This is a genomic window from Methylobacterium sp. J-030, assembly GCF_022829545.1.
GTDB lineage: Bacteria > Pseudomonadota > Alphaproteobacteria > Rhizobiales > Beijerinckiaceae > Methylobacterium.
The window spans coordinates 1-14,721 of the sequence record NZ_JAKSYM010000294.1 but is presented as its reverse complement, the minus strand read 5'-3'; the positions used below and the strand labels follow the sequence as shown (position 1 = coordinate 14,721).

Annotated in this window: 12 protein-coding genes and 1 pseudogene; 9 read left to right on the top strand and 4 right to left on the bottom strand. The window is 71.3% G+C overall.

Features of this window, described 5'->3' with window-relative positions; translation table 11 throughout:
* Positions 1-64: 64 nt before the first annotated feature.
* Complete coding sequence (hisS, locus tag MKK75_RS22030) at positions 65-1,612, bottom strand: histidine--tRNA ligase (RefSeq protein ID WP_244044649.1); 1,548 nt, start codon at positions 1,610-1,612, stop codon at positions 65-67.
* Positions 1,613-1,972: 360 nt separating this feature from the next.
* Entirely contained in the window at positions 1,973-2,476 is a 504-nt protein-coding gene (locus MKK75_RS22025; RefSeq protein ID WP_244044648.1) for a DUF3429 domain-containing protein, read from the bottom strand.
* Positions 2,477-2,852: 376 nt separating this feature from the next.
* On the opposite strand from MKK75_RS22025, the gene rho reads away from it, so the two are divergent.
* Positions 2,853-4,226 (top strand): transcription termination factor Rho, encoded by a 1,374-nt coding sequence (rho, locus tag MKK75_RS22020; protein WP_244044647.1) that lies wholly within the window; start codon positions 2,853-2,855, stop codon positions 4,224-4,226.
* A gap of 152 nt (positions 4,227-4,378) precedes the next feature.
* Positions 4,379-6,493 carry an FUSC family protein gene (locus MKK75_RS22015; RefSeq protein WP_244044646.1) on the top strand — a complete coding sequence of 705 codons (2,115 nt, stop codon included), beginning with the start codon at positions 4,379-4,381 and terminating at the stop codon, positions 6,491-6,493.
* Positions 6,494-6,695: 202 nt separating this feature from the next.
* Here MKK75_RS22015 and MKK75_RS22010 read toward each other — a convergent pair whose 3' ends face one another.
* Positions 6,696-6,923 (bottom strand): hypothetical protein, encoded by a 228-nt coding sequence (locus MKK75_RS22010; RefSeq protein ID WP_244044645.1) that lies wholly within the window; start codon positions 6,921-6,923, stop codon positions 6,696-6,698.
* 277 nt (positions 6,924-7,200) lie between these two features.
* On the opposite strand from MKK75_RS22010, the gene pth reads away from it, so the two are divergent.
* From pth to MKK75_RS21980, 6 genes and pseudogenes are all read left to right on the top strand, one after another.
* Positions 7,201-7,809, top strand: a complete 609-nt coding sequence (gene pth, locus MKK75_RS22005) for an aminoacyl-tRNA hydrolase (RefSeq protein WP_244044644.1) — start codon at positions 7,201-7,203, stop codon at positions 7,807-7,809.
* Positions 7,810-7,854: 45 nt separating this feature from the next.
* Positions 7,855-8,088, top strand: coding sequence for a hypothetical protein (locus MKK75_RS22000; protein ID WP_244044643.1), 234 nt, complete (start codon positions 7,855-7,857; stop codon positions 8,086-8,088).
* Positions 8,089-8,174: 86 nt separating this feature from the next.
* A pseudogene (locus MKK75_RS21995) lies at positions 8,175-8,528 on the top strand (PIN domain-containing protein); the annotation flags it as partial.
* A gap of 9 nt (positions 8,529-8,537) precedes the next feature.
* The gene (gene ychF, locus MKK75_RS21990) at positions 8,538-9,635 is read left to right on the top strand and encodes a redox-regulated ATPase YchF (protein WP_244044641.1); all 1,098 of its coding nucleotides are present in this window, start codon (positions 8,538-8,540) and stop codon (positions 9,633-9,635) included.
* Between the two features lie 25 nt (positions 9,636-9,660).
* Positions 9,661-10,650 (top strand): MaoC family dehydratase, encoded by a 990-nt coding sequence (locus MKK75_RS21985; protein WP_244044640.1) that lies wholly within the window; start codon positions 9,661-9,663, stop codon positions 10,648-10,650.
* A gap of 58 nt (positions 10,651-10,708) precedes the next feature.
* Complete coding sequence (locus MKK75_RS21980) at positions 10,709-11,752, top strand: aldo/keto reductase (protein WP_244044639.1); 1,044 nt, start codon at positions 10,709-10,711, stop codon at positions 11,750-11,752.
* A 77-nt stretch (positions 11,753-11,829) separates the two neighbouring features.
* On the opposite strand, the gene mtnA is transcribed toward MKK75_RS21980, so the two are convergent.
* Positions 11,830-12,933: an S-methyl-5-thioribose-1-phosphate isomerase gene (mtnA, locus tag MKK75_RS21975; protein WP_244044638.1), complete on the bottom strand. Its 1,104-nt coding sequence runs from the start codon at positions 12,931-12,933 to the stop codon at positions 11,830-11,832.
* Between the two features lie 168 nt (positions 12,934-13,101).
* On the opposite strand from mtnA, the gene MKK75_RS21970 reads away from it, so the two are divergent.
* On the top strand, positions 13,102-14,721 hold a 1,620-nt coding region (locus MKK75_RS21970; protein WP_244044664.1), incomplete at its 3' end, for a DNA translocase FtsK.

Here is a 14,721-nt window from a genome sequence, read left to right as displayed (position 1 = left end):
GGGGACTCCCTGCCGTACGGGTCGCGGCATCGACCGGGGACAACGCCGCCGAGGCTTCCGCGTTTCAACCGGCAGTGGATGGGAAATGCCGAGCCAGCACGGCGCGGACCTGCGCCACCAGATCGGCCTCGGGACACGAGACCTGCGCGGGACGCGCCGCCTTCCACGCGGCGTTGCTGGCGATGGACTCCGCCGCCCGGGCGCCCTCGATCAGGTCCTTGATCTGGACCTCGCCGGCCAGCCGCTCGTTCGAGCCCTGGATGACCGCCACGGGAGCGCGGCGGCGGTCGGCGTATTTCATCTGCGCCTTCATGCCGGCGGCGCCGAGATAGAGTTCGGCCCGGATGCCGTCGGCGCGCAGCAGCGCGACGAGGCGCTGGTAATCGGCCATGTTCTCCCGGTCGAGGACCAGCACCACCACCGGCCCGGGGCTCTCCGAGCCGGCGAGCAGCGGGCTGTTCACGAGCTGCAGCGCCGAGAACAGGCGCGAGACCCCGATCGAGAAGCCCGCCGCCGGCACCGGCTCGGCCCGGAAGCGCCCGACGAGCCCGTCGTAGCGCCCGCCGCCCGCCACGGAGCCGAAGCGCACGGTCTGGCCGTCCTCGTTGGTGACCGGGAAGGTCAGCTCGGCCTCGTAGACCGGGCCCGTGTAGTATTCGAGCCCGCGCACCACGCTCGGATCGGCCCGGATCACGTCGTGGCCGTAGCCGGCGGCCGCGCAGAGGCGCATGATCGCGTGCAGCTCGGCGATGCCTTCCCGGCCGGTCTCCGAATCGCCGACCGCGTCGTGCCAGCCGCCGAAGAATTTTTCCCAGAACGCCACCTTGTCGGCCCCGTCCGCGGCATCGGCCTGGAACGACACGTAGGCGAGGATCCGCCCGATCGCCGCCTCGTCGAGGCCCGCGCCCCTGGTGAAGTCGCCGCTCTCGTCCTTGCGGCCGGCGCCCAGCAACTGGCGCACCCCGTCGACGCCCAGCCGGTCGAGCTTGTCGATCGCCCGCAGCACGGTGAGGCGCTGGCCGGCGCGGGTCTCGCCCGCGAGGCCGGCCGCCTCCATCACGCCGTCGAGCACCTTGCGGTTGTTGACCTTGACCACGTACTGGCCGCCGAGCCCGAGCCGGTTCAGCGTGTCGGCCATCAGCATGCAGATCTCGGCATCGGCCGCGACGCTGCCGGCGCCCACGATGTCGGCGTCGAACTGCATGAACTGGCGGAAGCGGCCCGGCCCCGGCTTCTCGTTGCGGAACACGTAGCCGGCCCGGTAGCTGCGATAGGGCTTGGGCAGCGCGTCGAAATGCTCGGCCACGAACCGGGCGAGCGGCGCCGTGAGGTCGTAGCGCAGCGACAGCCACGCCTCGTCGTCGTCCTGGAACGAGAACACGCCCGCATTCGGCCGGTCGAGGTCGGGCAGGAACTTCCCCAACGCCTCGGTGTACTCGACGAAGGGAGTCTCCAGCGCCTCGAAGCCGTAGAGCTCGAAGCTCCGCCGGATCGTCTCCAGCATCCGGTGCTGCGCGGCGATCTCACCGGCGCGCCGGTCGACGAAGCCGCGCGGCAGGCGGGGCTTCAGGGTGTCGGCCTTCTCGGCCCGGGGGGTGTCGGCCTTGGACATGGGGGATGCGTTCGCTTCTCGCAGATCCGAAGCACGGATCCGGCATCGGATGGAGTCGTCCCCGGCGGCGGGGATCCTGGGGCCGGGCTCTAGAGCATGCGGTGCGAAAGGGGAATTCGGTTTGCGGAGACACTGGGTACCGCCCTTGCATCTGGCGCCCGGCCTTTTCCCGGGCGCATGCAGCGAAAGCGGAACGCGACCCGGGATCCGGCGCAAGACGTCGCGGAGCGTCCTGATATCAGCACGGTGTGCCGCTCACGCGGCGTATCCTGCGCCGGGTCCCGGATCAGGTTCCGCTGGCGCTCCACCTGTCCGGGAAAGGGCCGCGATTCATCCGCAAAGGACTTCCGAGTCAGCGACTCAATACGGCGCCGTCAGCTTCAGCCAGAGCAGGACCGCGAGGCTCACCACGGCGATCGGCATCTGGAGCGGGCGCAGGCGGGCATGCGCCAGGGGCACCGCGCCGGTGCGGGCCTGAATCGGATCGAGGATCCCCACGAGGGCGTAGCCGAGGATCAGCATCGCCAGCGCCGGCACCGCCTTGCCCATCACGGCGGCGAACAGGCTGAACAGCCCGAGCGCGTAGAGGGTCAGCATGGTGACGATCTGCGACAGCCGCGGGCCGCCCTCGGTCCGGAAGCTGACGCCCCGGTGGACGCCGGCCAGGAACAGCAGGATCGAGGCCGCGTAGAGCAGCGTGAACAGGGCCACGAGGTAGTCGAGCGGCTGCCCGTTGAGCCACCACGCCGCGGCGGCGCCGACCGCGATCGGCACCATCGGGCCGAAGCCGAACACGATGTCGAGCCAGGGGATCCGGCGCGGCTCGTGCGCGGTGAGGGTGCGTCCGGCGGCGTCGTCGCGCATGGCGGTCGGTCGGGCTTTCAGGGCGAGAACGGGTGGAGGTCGCGTGCGCCGCAGCGCCGGGACGGTGAACGATCCCGTGCGGACCCGGTTCCGGGCCCGTCCGCGGCGTCGCCTGTCTAACCCCGGCGCGGCCCGGCGGCGAGAGCCCTCAAGAGGCTCTTGAGTGCGGGGGCGAAACGCGTTATCTGTGCGGTGCCCTCACCACAAGGTCTGCGCCGCAGCGCGCCCGTGAGCCGTGAGGGTCCTGCCAGTACGGTTTCGCCAACCTGATCCTCGGGCCCCTCGCCGCAGCGTGGCCCGCCCTTCGGTGCCCGTCCCCCGGGCGCTTTGGCATAGAACCGGCCCTCCCACCTTCTCCGTCGGTTGCAAGACACCCATGACGCCACACCCCGACGCCTTCGCCGAGATCGAGACCGCGGAGCCGGCCGATCTGGCCGCCGATCACCCGGCTGAGCGCCCCACCATGCCGGCCGCCCTCGAAGGCGTCCGCGAGGTCAAGCTCCAGGACCTCAAGTCGAAGACGCCCACCGACCTGACCGCCTTCGCCGAGGAGGTCGAGGTCGAGAACGCCTCGACCATGCGCAAGCAGGAATTGATGTTCGCCATCCTGAAGCAGCTCGCTGCCAAGGAGGTCGAGATCATCGGCTCGGGCACCGTCGAGGTGCTGCAGGACGGCTTCGGCTTCCTGCGCTCCTCCGACTCGAACTACCTGCCCGGCCCCGACGACATCTACATCTCGCCGACCCAGATCCGCCGCTTCGGCCTGCGCACCGGCGACACCGTCGAGGGCCCGATCCGCGGCCCCAAGGACGGCGAGCGTTATTTTGCTCTTCTCAAAGTGAATACCATCAACTTCGAGAACCCTGAAAAAATCAAGCACAAGGTCCATTTCGACAACCTGACGCCGCTCTTCCCGACCAAGCGGTTCAAGCTCGAGCTGGACAACCCGACCAAGAAGGATTTCTCGCCGCGGATCATCGACATCGTGGCGCCGATCGGCAAGGGCCAGCGCGCCCTGATCGTGGCGCCGCCGCGCACGGGTAAGACCGTGCTGATGCAGAACATCGCGCAGTCGATCACCCTCAACCACCCCGAGTGCTACCTGATCGTGCTGCTGATCGACGAGCGGCCCGAGGAGGTCACCGACATGCAGCGCTCGGTGAAGGGCGAGGTCATCGCCTCGACCTTCGACGAGCCGGCCACCCGCCACGTGCAGGTCGCCGAGATGGTGATCGAGAAGGCCAAGCGCCTCGTGGAGCACGGGCGCGACGTGGTGATCCTGCTCGACTCGATCACCCGCCTCGGCCGCGCCTACAACACCGTGGTGCCGTCCTCCGGCAAGGTGCTGACCGGCGGCGTCGACGCCAACGCCCTGCAGCGGCCCAAGCGCTTCTTCGGCGCCGCCCGCAACATCGAGGAGGGCGGCTCGCTCTCGATCATCGCCACCGCGCTGATCGACACCGGCTCGCGCATGGACGAGGTGATCTTCGAGGAGTTCAAGGGCACCGGCAACTCCGAGATCATCCTGGACCGCAAGGTCTCCGACAAGCGCATCTTCCCGGCGATCGACATCACCCGCTCGGGCACCCGCAAGGAGGAGCTGCTGGTCCCGCCGGACGCCCTCAAGAAGACCTACGTGCTGCGCCGCATCCTCAACCCGATGGGCGTCACCGACGCGATCGAGTTCCTCATGGACAAGCTGCGCCAGACCAAGAGCAACGGCGACTTCTTCGACTCGATGAACACCTGAGGGCCTGTCCGACCCGGGATTCCGGGGCTCCGCCCTGGACCCACGAAGGGGCTCGCCCTTTCGAGACCACGACGTACAGTCATGGTCGGGGTCACCCCGCTTGACCTTGCCTCCCGCGGGCGGGCAAGGGCTGGCGCGTCCGGAGACCGCGCTTGTCCGCCCCGAGTCCCACAGCATCGCAGCCTGAACGCCGCCGGATCGCCGCCGGCCGGGGCAGCCTCAACCGCCCCGGCGCCGATCTGCACCGCCTGCCGACCGGACTCGATCTCCGGAACGTGCGGCTCGCCGAGGGCGTGCGCGCCGCCTTCGCGTTCGGCGTCGTCATCCTGATCAACATCTGGCTGCAATGGCCGCCGCTGCTGACCATGGCGCTCGCCGCCAACCTCGCCTGCTTCTGCGACACGGGCGGGCCGATGCGGGCGCGCCTGCGGGTGCTCACGGCCTTCTCGGTCCTGGGCGGCCTGCTCTGGGCCGGGCTCGGCCTGATCCAGCCGCTGGGCCTGGCCGTCGTCGTCCCGGTGGCCTGCGCGCTGATCTTCGCCTGCTCGTACGCCCGGGTCTGGAGCGTGCAGGCGCAGGCCGCCGGCAACGTGCTGGTGGTGGTGCTGTGCATCGCCCTCGACCGGCCGCTCACCCTGGCGCAGGCGGGCACCACCGTGGTGATGTTCGCCGCGGGCGGCCTCTGGGCGACGTTCCTGGCCCTGGTGATCTGGCGGCTGCACCCCTACCGGCCGGCCCACCGGGCGGTGGCCGAGGTCTGGCGCGACCTCGCGCGGCTCTGCGGCGACCTCGAACGGCTGGTCGCCCTGCCGGAGCCCGACACCGCGGCCTTCGACGGCCACGCGCGCGGCCACCGGCGCGGCGTGCGCACGAGCATCGAGACCGCGCGGACCGTGATCCTCGACCTCGCCCGCTCCCGCGAGCGGGTCTCGGACCGCACCGCCCAGGCGCTGCTGCGCCTGGAGAGCGCGGAGCAGATCTTTTCCGCCCTGATCGCGGTCGGCGAGCTGATCGACAGCCGGCCCGACGCGCGCCGCCGGGCGCTGGCAAAGACCGTCCTGCGCCGCCTGCGCCCCCTGCTGGTCACCATCGCCCGGGCGATCCGCGACGATGTCGACCTCGACCTCGGCCGGCTGGAGCATTCGATCGCCCGGACCGGTGAGGGTTTGGCGGAGGATCCGACCCTGGCGCACCTCGCCGACCGGATCGTCGGGCGCGTGCGGATCGGCGCCAAGCTGTCCGCCCCGGAGGGCTACCGCCCCGGCGGTTCGCTCATGGAAGGCGGCCGCATGAACCGCTGGACCCGCTCGATCGGGCCGCTGCGGCAGAACTTCACCTTCGCGTCGCCGAACCTGCGCCACGCGCTCCGGGCGAGCGCCGTGGCGGCGCCGGCGCTCGCCGCGACCCTGACCTATGCGGGCGCCTTCACGCACTGGCTGGTGATGACCGTGGTGCTGACCATGCAGCCCTTCTACGCGGCGACCTGGCAGCGGGCGCTGGAGCGGATCGGCGGGACGGTGCTGGGCGGCCTCATAGGCGCGGTGCTCGCCTACTACGCCACGACCCCGCTCAGTGAGGCCGGGCTGATCCTCGTACTGAGCATCGTCGGCTTCGCGGCCCGCCAGATCTCCTACGGCGTCTTCATCGCCTGCCTGACGCCCCTCGTGGTGCTGCTGGTGGAGCTCCTCGAACCCGGGCACAGCTCCTGGGAGATCGTGGCCATGCGGGGCGGCTTCACGGTGCTGGGCGGCGTGATCGCGGTGGCGAGCTGCCTCGTGCTCTGGCCGATCTGGGAGCCCGATCAGGTCCGCCAGGAGCTGCGCCGGGCGCTCAAGGCCCACGCCGCCTTCGCCGAATCGGTGCTGGGCGCGAGCGCCGGCCCGGACCGGGAGGTGACGATCCAGGCGAGCACCCGTGCGACCGGCCTTGCCCTCAACGACCTGGAGGCGGCCCTGTCGCGGGCCCTGCAGCAGCCCCGGGCCGGCCACCATCCGGAGGTGGAATCCGCCCTGGTGGCCGACGCGACCCTGCGCCGGATCAGCGCCCGGCTCACCGTGCTGCGGCACGCCCCCGAGGCCGTTGACCCGGAGGCGGAGCCGTGGCGGGCCTGGATCACCGCGACCCTGGCGGCCTTGGGCGCGGATCGGCCGCTGCCGGAGCGGCCCGACCGCAACCGGGGGCAGTCGCTCACCCGGCTGGTGAGCCAGGTGGATCTGCTGGTCGGGACCCTCCGCCCGGGCGCGATCCGCGGGGGAGCGCCTGTTTGACGGGAGCGCACGGCATTCCGCATCGCGCGGACGGCTCCCCTCCTGGTTTCGAAAGGTCGAGACCTTTCGCGGGTCCAGGGCGGAGCCCGGGTCGAGATCTCAGGGCTCCGCCCTGAGGACCCGCCAAAGGGCGACGCCCTTTGGAAACCCGGACCCTGGGTCAAACGGACTCCGTCTGTCGCGACGGAGCCCGGGATCGCCTTCAGAACCGCGGCAGGGCGTTGGCCGGGCCGCCGGCATGCGGGCCGGCGTAGCGGTAGGCGAGCGGCCGGCCGTAGGCGGCGGGGGCCTGCGCGACAGGGGCATTACCGATCCAGCCGGAATAGGCCGAGGCCGGGTAGGGCGAGTGCTTGGAATCCAGGCCCTGCGCGAGGGCCGGGGTGGCGACCGCGGCGGCGAGGGCGGCGGCAGCGAGCAGACGGATCGTCATGATGATCTCCGAATGTCTTTGTAAGACTTCAGCGGGAAGCCACCCGGTCAGCCGTGTCGCGTGAGGAAGATCGTCGGTTCGGCGGTCTCGATCACTCGGGCTTTGCTTGGCCGAATGTGACCTCTCAATGGGGATACTCTGCTTCGCGTTCGCATGCTGCCGTGCGCTGGCGCACGGGGGGAACGGAACTCGGTCCCCTCCGGGGCGGATCCAGCCGGGGGTGCGTCCCGCGCGGAAGCGTGCCACAGACCGCGGCCTGACAGGGGAATGCACCACCATGCGGCTGATCGTCGGCCTCGGCAATCCGGGCGCGCGCTACGCGAACAACCGGCACAATATCGGCTTCCTGGCCGTCGACGCGATCGCCCGCCAGCACCGGGCGAGCCCGTTCCGCCACCGCTTCCAGGGCGAGGCCGCCGAGGTGGTGCTGGGCACCGAGCGGGCGATCCTGCTGAAGCCCTCGACCTTCATGAACGAGTCCGGCCGCGCGGTCTCGGAGGCGCAGCGCTTTTACAAGATCCCGCTCGCCGACGTGATCGTGCTCCACGACGAGCTCGACCTCGCCCCCGCCAAGCTCCGGGTGAAGCTCGGCGGCGGCAATGCCGGCCATAACGGCCTGCGCTCGATCACGGCGCAGTGCGGCAACGACTATCGCCGGGTCCGCCTCGGCATCGGCCATCCGGGCGACAAGGCCCTGGTGCATGCTTACGTGCTCAACGATTTCGGCAAGGCTGAGCAGCCCTGGGTCGAGGATCTTGCCCAAGCCGTGGCCGACCACGCCGCCCTGCTGGCGGCGGGGGAGGATGCGCGCTTCCAGAACAAGGTCCACCTCGCCATGGCGGACCGCGGCTGGGACGAGGTGAAGACGCTCGGCGCGCGAAATTGACACGAAAACACGGGGACACGATATGGATCGGCCACGGAGGCTGCCATGAAGAACGTCACCGTGACGATGGATGAGGCCCTGTTGCAGCGGGCGCGCGTCGCCGCCGCGCGCGACGGCAAGAGCCTGTCGCGCTTCGTCGCCGAGGCCGTCGAGCAGCGCGTCGGCCGGCCCCTGACGCAGCTCGAAGCGATCGAGCGGTTCCTGGCCGGACCGCCCCTCCACGTTCTGGACGAGAACGGGAAAGCTCCGACCCGAGACCAGCTGTACGATGACGACTGAACGAGTCTTCGTCGATACGAACGTCTTCCTAATATGCCCGCGACGACCGGTTTCCGGACAAGCAACGGACGGCGACACACTGGCTCGCTATTCTCGCGGCGCGCGAGGCCCTCGTGGTGAGCCCGCAGGTGCTCGGCGAGCTTCACAACGCGGTCCTGCGCGGCAAGGTCGCCGTGGAGGGTGCCGAGATGCGGCGCATGACGGTGGAGCTGCAACCCTTCTCGCAGGGCGCGACCGATCTCGAACTCATCACGCTGGCCTGGGCGATCCGGACCGAGACCGTCTTCCAATGGTGGGATTGCGTCATCCTCGCGGCCGCGATTCGCGCCGGGTGCCGCTATCTTCTATCGGAGGACTACCAGCACGACCGCACGGTCCGCGGCACCACCATCCTCAACCCTTTCATGGCCGGCCCCGAGGCCGTCGTGACCGAACACTAGGACCGATCCATGGGCTTCAAATGCGGCATCGTCGGCCTGCCGAACGTCGGCAAGTCGACCCTCTTCAACGCGCTGACGCAGACCGCGGCCGCGCAGGCGGCCAATTACCCGTTCTGCACCATCGAGCCGAATGTCGGCGAGGTGGCGGTGCCGGACCCGCGGCTCGACGACCTCGTCCGCATCGCCGCATCGAAGGAAAAGATCCCGACGCGGCTGACCTTCGTGGACATCGCCGGCCTCGTGCGCGGCGCCTCCAAGGGTGAGGGCCTGGGCAACCAGTTCCTGGCCAATATCCGCGAGGTCGACGCCATCGCCCATGTGGTCCGCTGCTTCACGGACGGCGACGTCACCCACGTGGAGGGCAAGGTCGACCCGGCCGCCGACATCGAGACCATCGAGACCGAGCTGATGCTGGCCGACCTCGACAGCCTGGAGCGCCGCGCGGTCGCCCTGGAGAAGAAGGCCAAGGGCGCCGACAAGGAGGCCAAGGAGACCCTGGACCTCGTCAACCGCGCGCTGCCGCTCCTGCGCGAGGGCAAGCCCGCCCGGCTGGTCGACCGCAAGCCCGAGGATGAAAAACTGTTCCAGTCCCTCGGGCTGATGACCGCCAAGCCCGTGCTCTACGTCTGCAACGTCGACGAGGGCGATGCCGACAAGGGCAACGCCTATTCGGAGGCGGTCTTCGCCCGCGCCAGGGACGAGGGTGCCGTGGCCGTGGTGGTCTCGGCCAAGATCGAGAGCGAGATCGCCGTGATGGCCGAGGCCGACCAGGCCGAGTTCCTGGAGGCGGTGGGGCTCGCCGAGCCCGGCCTCAACCGGGTGATCCGCGCCGGCTACGATCTGCTGGGCCTCGTGACCTACTTCACGGTCGGGCCTAAGGAGGCCCGGGCCTGGACGATCACCCGGGGCACCCGCGCCCCGGGGGCGGCCGGGGTGATCCACTCGGATTTCGAGAAGGGCTTCATCCGCGCCGAGACCATCGCGTTCAAGGACTACACGGCGCTCAACGGCGAGGCCGGGGCCCGGGATGCTGGCAAGCTGCGGCTCGAAGGCAAGGAGTACGTGGTGCAGGACGGCGACGTGCTGCATTTCCGCTTCGCCAACTGATCTTTCCACCCCGGACGAGCCCGCCATGCCCGACCCAGCCCTCGAGGATTTCTCCGTCGGCGACGTGATCGTCGGCGCGCCGCTGACGGTGACCCGCGACGCCATCGTGGGCTACGCGCAGGCGTTCGACTTCCAGCCTTTCCACCTCGATGAGGCAGCTGCGGAATCGACCTTCGCGGGCCGGCTGATCGGCTCGGGCTGGCACACGGCCGCGCTCGGCATGCGGCTGCTCCAGCAGGGGCCGTTCAAGGGCGGCTCGTCCCTCGGGGCGCCGGGGATCGACGAGTTGCGCTGGCTCGCGCCGGTGCTGCCGGGTGATACCCTGACGCTCACCTTCCGGGTCACCGGCATCCGGGACTCGGCCTCGAAGCCCGGGCTCGGCTTCGTCACCGCGGAGGTCGCCCTCGGCAACCAGCGGGCCGAGACGGTGCTGACCCAGCGCTTCACCTTCATGCTGGCCCGGCGCGGCACCGATCCCCTGCCGCCGCGGCCCGTCGAGACCGGCGAGCCGGCTCCCGTGACGGAGCCGGAGGATGCCGAGATCCTGCCGTTCCTGCGGGATGCCGAGATCGGCGCCACCCGCGACCTCGGCCCCTACCCGTTCAGCGCCGAGGCGATCATCGCCTTCGCCCGGGCCTACGACCCGCAGGCCTTCCACCTCGACCCCGAGGCGGCCCGGCGCAGCCATTTCGGCGGGCTGTGCGCCTCGGGCTGGCATACGGCCGCCGCCTACATGAACCGGCTGCTCACCACCCGCGCCCGCGACGCCGCCTACACGGCCGCCCGCGGACCCGTGCCGGAGGCGGGCCCCTCCCCCGGGTTCAAGGCCTTGCGCTGGCTGAAACCCGTCTACGCGGGCGACACGGTCCGGTTCAGCGCCAAGCTCATCGACAAGCGCGCCTCCGCCTCCCGGCCCGGCTGGGGCCTGGCCTTCGCCCGCAACACCGGGGTGAACCAGCGCGGCGAGCCGGTCTTCGCCTTTGATAGCGCCGTGTTTCACCGCTGGGAGCCCTGAGCGCACCGGGCCCCGCCCCGGGCGTTGACAATCACCAGACGGACGGGATCAGGCACGCATGTACCAGAAGAAGCTCGGCAATACGGGGCTGTTCGTCTCGGAGCTCTGCCTCGGCACCATGACCTTCGGGGGCGGAGCCGGGATGTGGCGCCAGATCGGCGCCCTCGACCAGGCCGAGGCGGGCCGCCTCGTCGGCCGGGCCCTCGAGGCCGGCATCAACTTCATCGACACGGCCGATGTCTACGCCGAGGGTCTGTCCGAGACGATCACCGGACAGGCGCTGCGCGACCTCAAGGTGCCGCGCGACAGCGTCGTGGTCGCCACCAAGGGCTACGGGCCGACCGGCCCGGGCGCCAACGCCAAGGGCGCCTCGCGCCTGCACCTGATCGACGCCTGCAAGGCGAGCCTCAAGCGGCTCCAGCTCGACCATATCGACCTTTACCAGATCCACGGCTTCGACCCGGCGACGCCGATCGAGGAGCAGGTTCGGGCACTCGACATCCTCGTCCAGCACGGCCATGTCCGCTACGTCGGCGTCTCGAACTGGGCGGCGTGGCAGGTCGTGAAGGCGCTGGGGATCAGCGCGCGGGCCGGGCTCGCCCGCTTCGAGACCCTGCAGGCCTACTACTCCATCGCCGGCCGCGACCTGGAGCGGGAGATCGTCCCGATGCTGCGCTCGGAGGGACTCGGCCTGCTGGTCTGGAGCCCGCTGGCCGGCGGCCTGCTCAGCGGCAAGTATTCCGGCGGCGGCGGTGAGGGACGGCGGGCGAGCTTCGACTTCCCGCCGGTCGACCGCCCCCGGGCCGAATCCTGCATCGACGCCATGCGGACGGTGGCGGAGGCACGCGGCGTCTCGGTGGCCCAGGTGGCCCTCGCGTGGCTCCTGCACCGCACGGCGGTGACAAGCGTCATCGTCGGCGCCAAGCGCCTCGATCAGCTAGAGGACAACATCGCGGCGACCGCGCTCAGCCTCACCGGCGACGAACTCGACGCCCTCGACGCGGTCAGCGCCCTGCCGGCCGAGTATCCGGGCTGGATGTTCGAGCGCCAGGGCGTCCGGGCGCAGCAGCTCGCGGAGTCGGGCCGGCCCGGGGCGCGGTGAGGCGGACGGATCGCGCGGCCCCATCCGATCCACCCCCTTCAGGACGAGGGTTCAGCTCGGAGGTCCGGACCGGCTTCTCACGCCGCGGTCCGGCGCTCCGGATAGAGCCCGTACAGCCCCTCGGCGCTCGCCGCGCAGACGCCGCGCTCGGTGATGATCCCGGTCACCAGCCGGGCCGGGGTCACGTCGAAGGCCGGGTTGGCCACCGGGCTGCCCGGCGAGACCACCTCGATCGTGGCGAATCCGCCATCCGCCAGCCGACCGGTCATGTGGGTGACCTCGCGTCCGTCGCGCTCCTCGATCGGAATCTCCTTCACGCCGTCCTGCAGCGTCCAGTCGATCGTCGAGAACGGCAGCGCCGCGTAGAACGGCACGCCGGTATCGTGGGCGGCCAGCGCCTTCAGGTAGGTGCCGATCTTGTTGCAGACGTCGCCACACGCCGTGGTCCGGTCCGAGCCGACGATGCAGAGATCGACCTGCCCGTGCTGCATCAGGTGGCCGCCGGCATTGTCGGCGATCACCGTGTGGGGCACCCCGTGGCCGTGGAGCTCGAACGCGGTCAGCGCCGCGCCCTGGCTGCGCGGCCGGGTCTCGTCGACCAGCACGTGCACCGGCACGCCCCGCTCGTGGGCGGCGTAGACCGGCGCCAGCGCCGTGCCCCAGTCGACCGTGGCGAGCCAGCCGGCGTTGCAGTGGGTCAGCACCGTGACCGGCCTGTCGCCGCCCTTGGCCGTGTGCAGGTCCGCGATGATCTGGCCGCCATGGGCGCCGATCGCGCGGCAGCTCGCCACGTCCTCCTCGGCGATGCGGCCGGCCTCCGCGAAGGCGCGGGCGAAGCGCGCGTCGGGGGCGACCTGCCGCAGGTTGGCCGAGACTCGGTCCAGCGCCCAGCGCAGGTTGATCGCAGTGGGCCGCGTGGCCGCCAGCGCCGCCACGGCCCGGTCGATCCCCTCCGCGGATGCGTCGTCCCGCATGGCGAGCGCCAGCCCGTAGGCCGCGGTGACGCCGATCAGCGGCGCGCCGCGCACCACCATGGTGCGGATCGCCACCGCGGCGTCGTCCAGCCTGGCGAGGCGCTTCAGCTCGAACGCGAAGGGCAGGCGCGTCTGGTCGATCACCTGGACGCTGACCCCGTCCGGGTCCGGGAAGATCGTGCGGTAGGGCTGGCCGTCGATGTTCATGGGCGCTCCTGTGCCACAGCGGGGCGATGTTTGCACCCTCCGGCGCGGGACGGCACCCGCCTGGGGACGCCCGGCCCGGGGCCGGTCAGGCTTCCTCAACCTTAGCGGCTCGTTAAGGGGGCCGTGCCTAGCCTCAAGGGTAAGTTCCCGTTCCGCGTCCGGTCCCGCATGCGCTCGCTTCGCCGTCCCGCATCGCCCTACGACACCTTCGTCGACAGCGTCCGCCCGTTCCTGGGCAAGCGCCTGACGGAACTCGGCGGGCTCGTGCTGTTCACCGGCGCGGTGGCGCTGACCGTGGCTTTGGCCACGTGGTCGATCGACGATCCGAGCCTCAACCACGCCACCGACCATGCCGCCCACAACGTGCTTGGCCAGCCTGGCGCCGTGGTGGCGGATCTCTGCATGCAGATCCTCGGACTCGGGTCGCTCGCCTTCGTGCTGCCCCCGGCCCTCTGGGGCGTGCGGCTGATGCGCGAGCGCGACCTGCCCGACGGGGGGATGCGCATCGCCCTCTGGATCATCGGTTTCTGCGCGGCGAGCGCGGTGGCGAGCGCCCTGCCGCCCACGACCCGCTGGCCGCTGCCCACCGGCCTCGGCGGCGTGGCGGGCGACGGGCTGCTGTCGATGGCCCGGGTGATCGTCGGGGCGGTCTCGTCGGCCGTCGCCCACCTCGTCGGCTTCGCCTACGCCGCGGTGGCGATCCTCAGCCTCACCGGGGCCTGCCGCTTCGGCACGGTCGAGGAGGAATCGTTCCACGACGAGCCCTATCCCGCCCGGCGCCCGCCGGTCCGGACGCGCGACGAGCGCGAGGATGTCGACGAGCCGGGCCTCGGCCTGGTCGGGGTCGGCGCCCTGGCGCAGGGCCTGATGCGGCTCCGCCTCGCGGCGTCCGACCGGATCGCCGGATGGCGCGCGGGCCGGGCCGAGCCCTTCGACGGCGCCTCGCCGGCGCTCGCGGCCCGGCGCGCCTTCACGGACGCGGACCTGCCCTGGGCCGACCACCTGCCCGCGGGCGCGCAGCCCGGTTCGGGCCGGCGCGAGCCGGTCTTCGATACGCCGTCCGCCGAGGGCGAACCCGACCACCCGGAACTGCCGCACGACGAGGCCGACGGCTTCGCGGCTCCGCAGCAACCCCTCCCCCCGCGCGCGCCGCAGCGCCCGCAGCCGCCGCAGCCCGAGCCGACGGCGTCCCGGGTCGCCCCGCCGGCCGCCGCGCCGGTGCCGGCCCGCCGCGCGCCCGCACCGCCGCTCCGGCCCGAGGATTACGCCCTGCCGGCCCTCGACCTGCTGGCGGCCCCCCGCGGCCCGTCCCAGGCGAGCCAGATCTCGGCGGACGCCCTGGAGCAGAACGCCACCCTGCTGGAGGCGACGCTCGGCGATTTCGGCGTGCGCGGCGACATCCTGGCGGTGCGGCCCGGCCCGGTCGTCACCCTGTACGAGCTCGAGCCCGCGCCGGGCACCAAGTCCAGCCGCGTGATCGCGCTGGCCGACGATATCGCCCGCTCCATGTCGGCGGTCTCGGCCCGCGTGGCGGTCGTGCCCGGCCGCAACGCGATCGGCATCGAATTGCCGAACGCCAAGCGCGAGACGGTGTATCTGCGCGAGCTTCTGGCCTCCACGGATTTCGCCGAGAGCAAGCACAAGCTCGCCCTGTGCCTCGGCAAGAATATCGGCGGCGAGCCAATCATCGCCGACCTCGCGCGCATGCCGCACCTCTTGGTCGCCGGCACCACCGGCTCGGGCAAGTCGGTGGCGATCAACACCATGATCCTCAGCCTGCTCTACCGG

What these genes read in the sequence shown, in the direction of transcription:
- pth (WP_244044644.1), top strand. Translation starts at nt 7,201, where the DNA reads ATGCGGCTGATCGTCGGCCTCGGCAATCCGGGCGCGCGCTACGCGAAC.
- mtnA (WP_244044638.1), bottom strand. Translation starts at nt 12,933, where the DNA reads ATGAACATCGACGGCCAGCCCTACCGCACGATCTTCCCGGACCCGGAC.
- ychF (WP_244044641.1), top strand. Translation starts at nt 8,538, where the DNA reads ATGGGCTTCAAATGCGGCATCGTCGGCCTGCCGAACGTCGGCAAGTCG.
- rho (WP_244044647.1), top strand. Translation starts at nt 2,853, where the DNA reads ATGACGCCACACCCCGACGCCTTCGCCGAGATCGAGACCGCGGAGCCG.
- MKK75_RS22025 (WP_244044648.1), bottom strand. Translation starts at nt 2,476, where the DNA reads ATGCGCGACGACGCCGCCGGACGCACCCTCACCGCGCACGAGCCGCGC.
- MKK75_RS22010 (WP_244044645.1), bottom strand. Translation starts at nt 6,923, where the DNA reads ATGACGATCCGTCTGCTCGCTGCCGCCGCCCTCGCCGCCGCGGTCGCC.
- MKK75_RS21980 (WP_244044639.1), top strand. Translation starts at nt 10,709, where the DNA reads ATGTACCAGAAGAAGCTCGGCAATACGGGGCTGTTCGTCTCGGAGCTC.
- MKK75_RS21985 (WP_244044640.1), top strand. Translation starts at nt 9,661, where the DNA reads ATGCCCGACCCAGCCCTCGAGGATTTCTCCGTCGGCGACGTGATCGTC.
- hisS (WP_244044649.1), bottom strand. Translation starts at nt 1,612, where the DNA reads ATGTCCAAGGCCGACACCCCCCGGGCCGAGAAGGCCGACACCCTGAAG.
- MKK75_RS22000 (WP_244044643.1), top strand. Translation starts at nt 7,855, where the DNA reads ATGAAGAACGTCACCGTGACGATGGATGAGGCCCTGTTGCAGCGGGCG.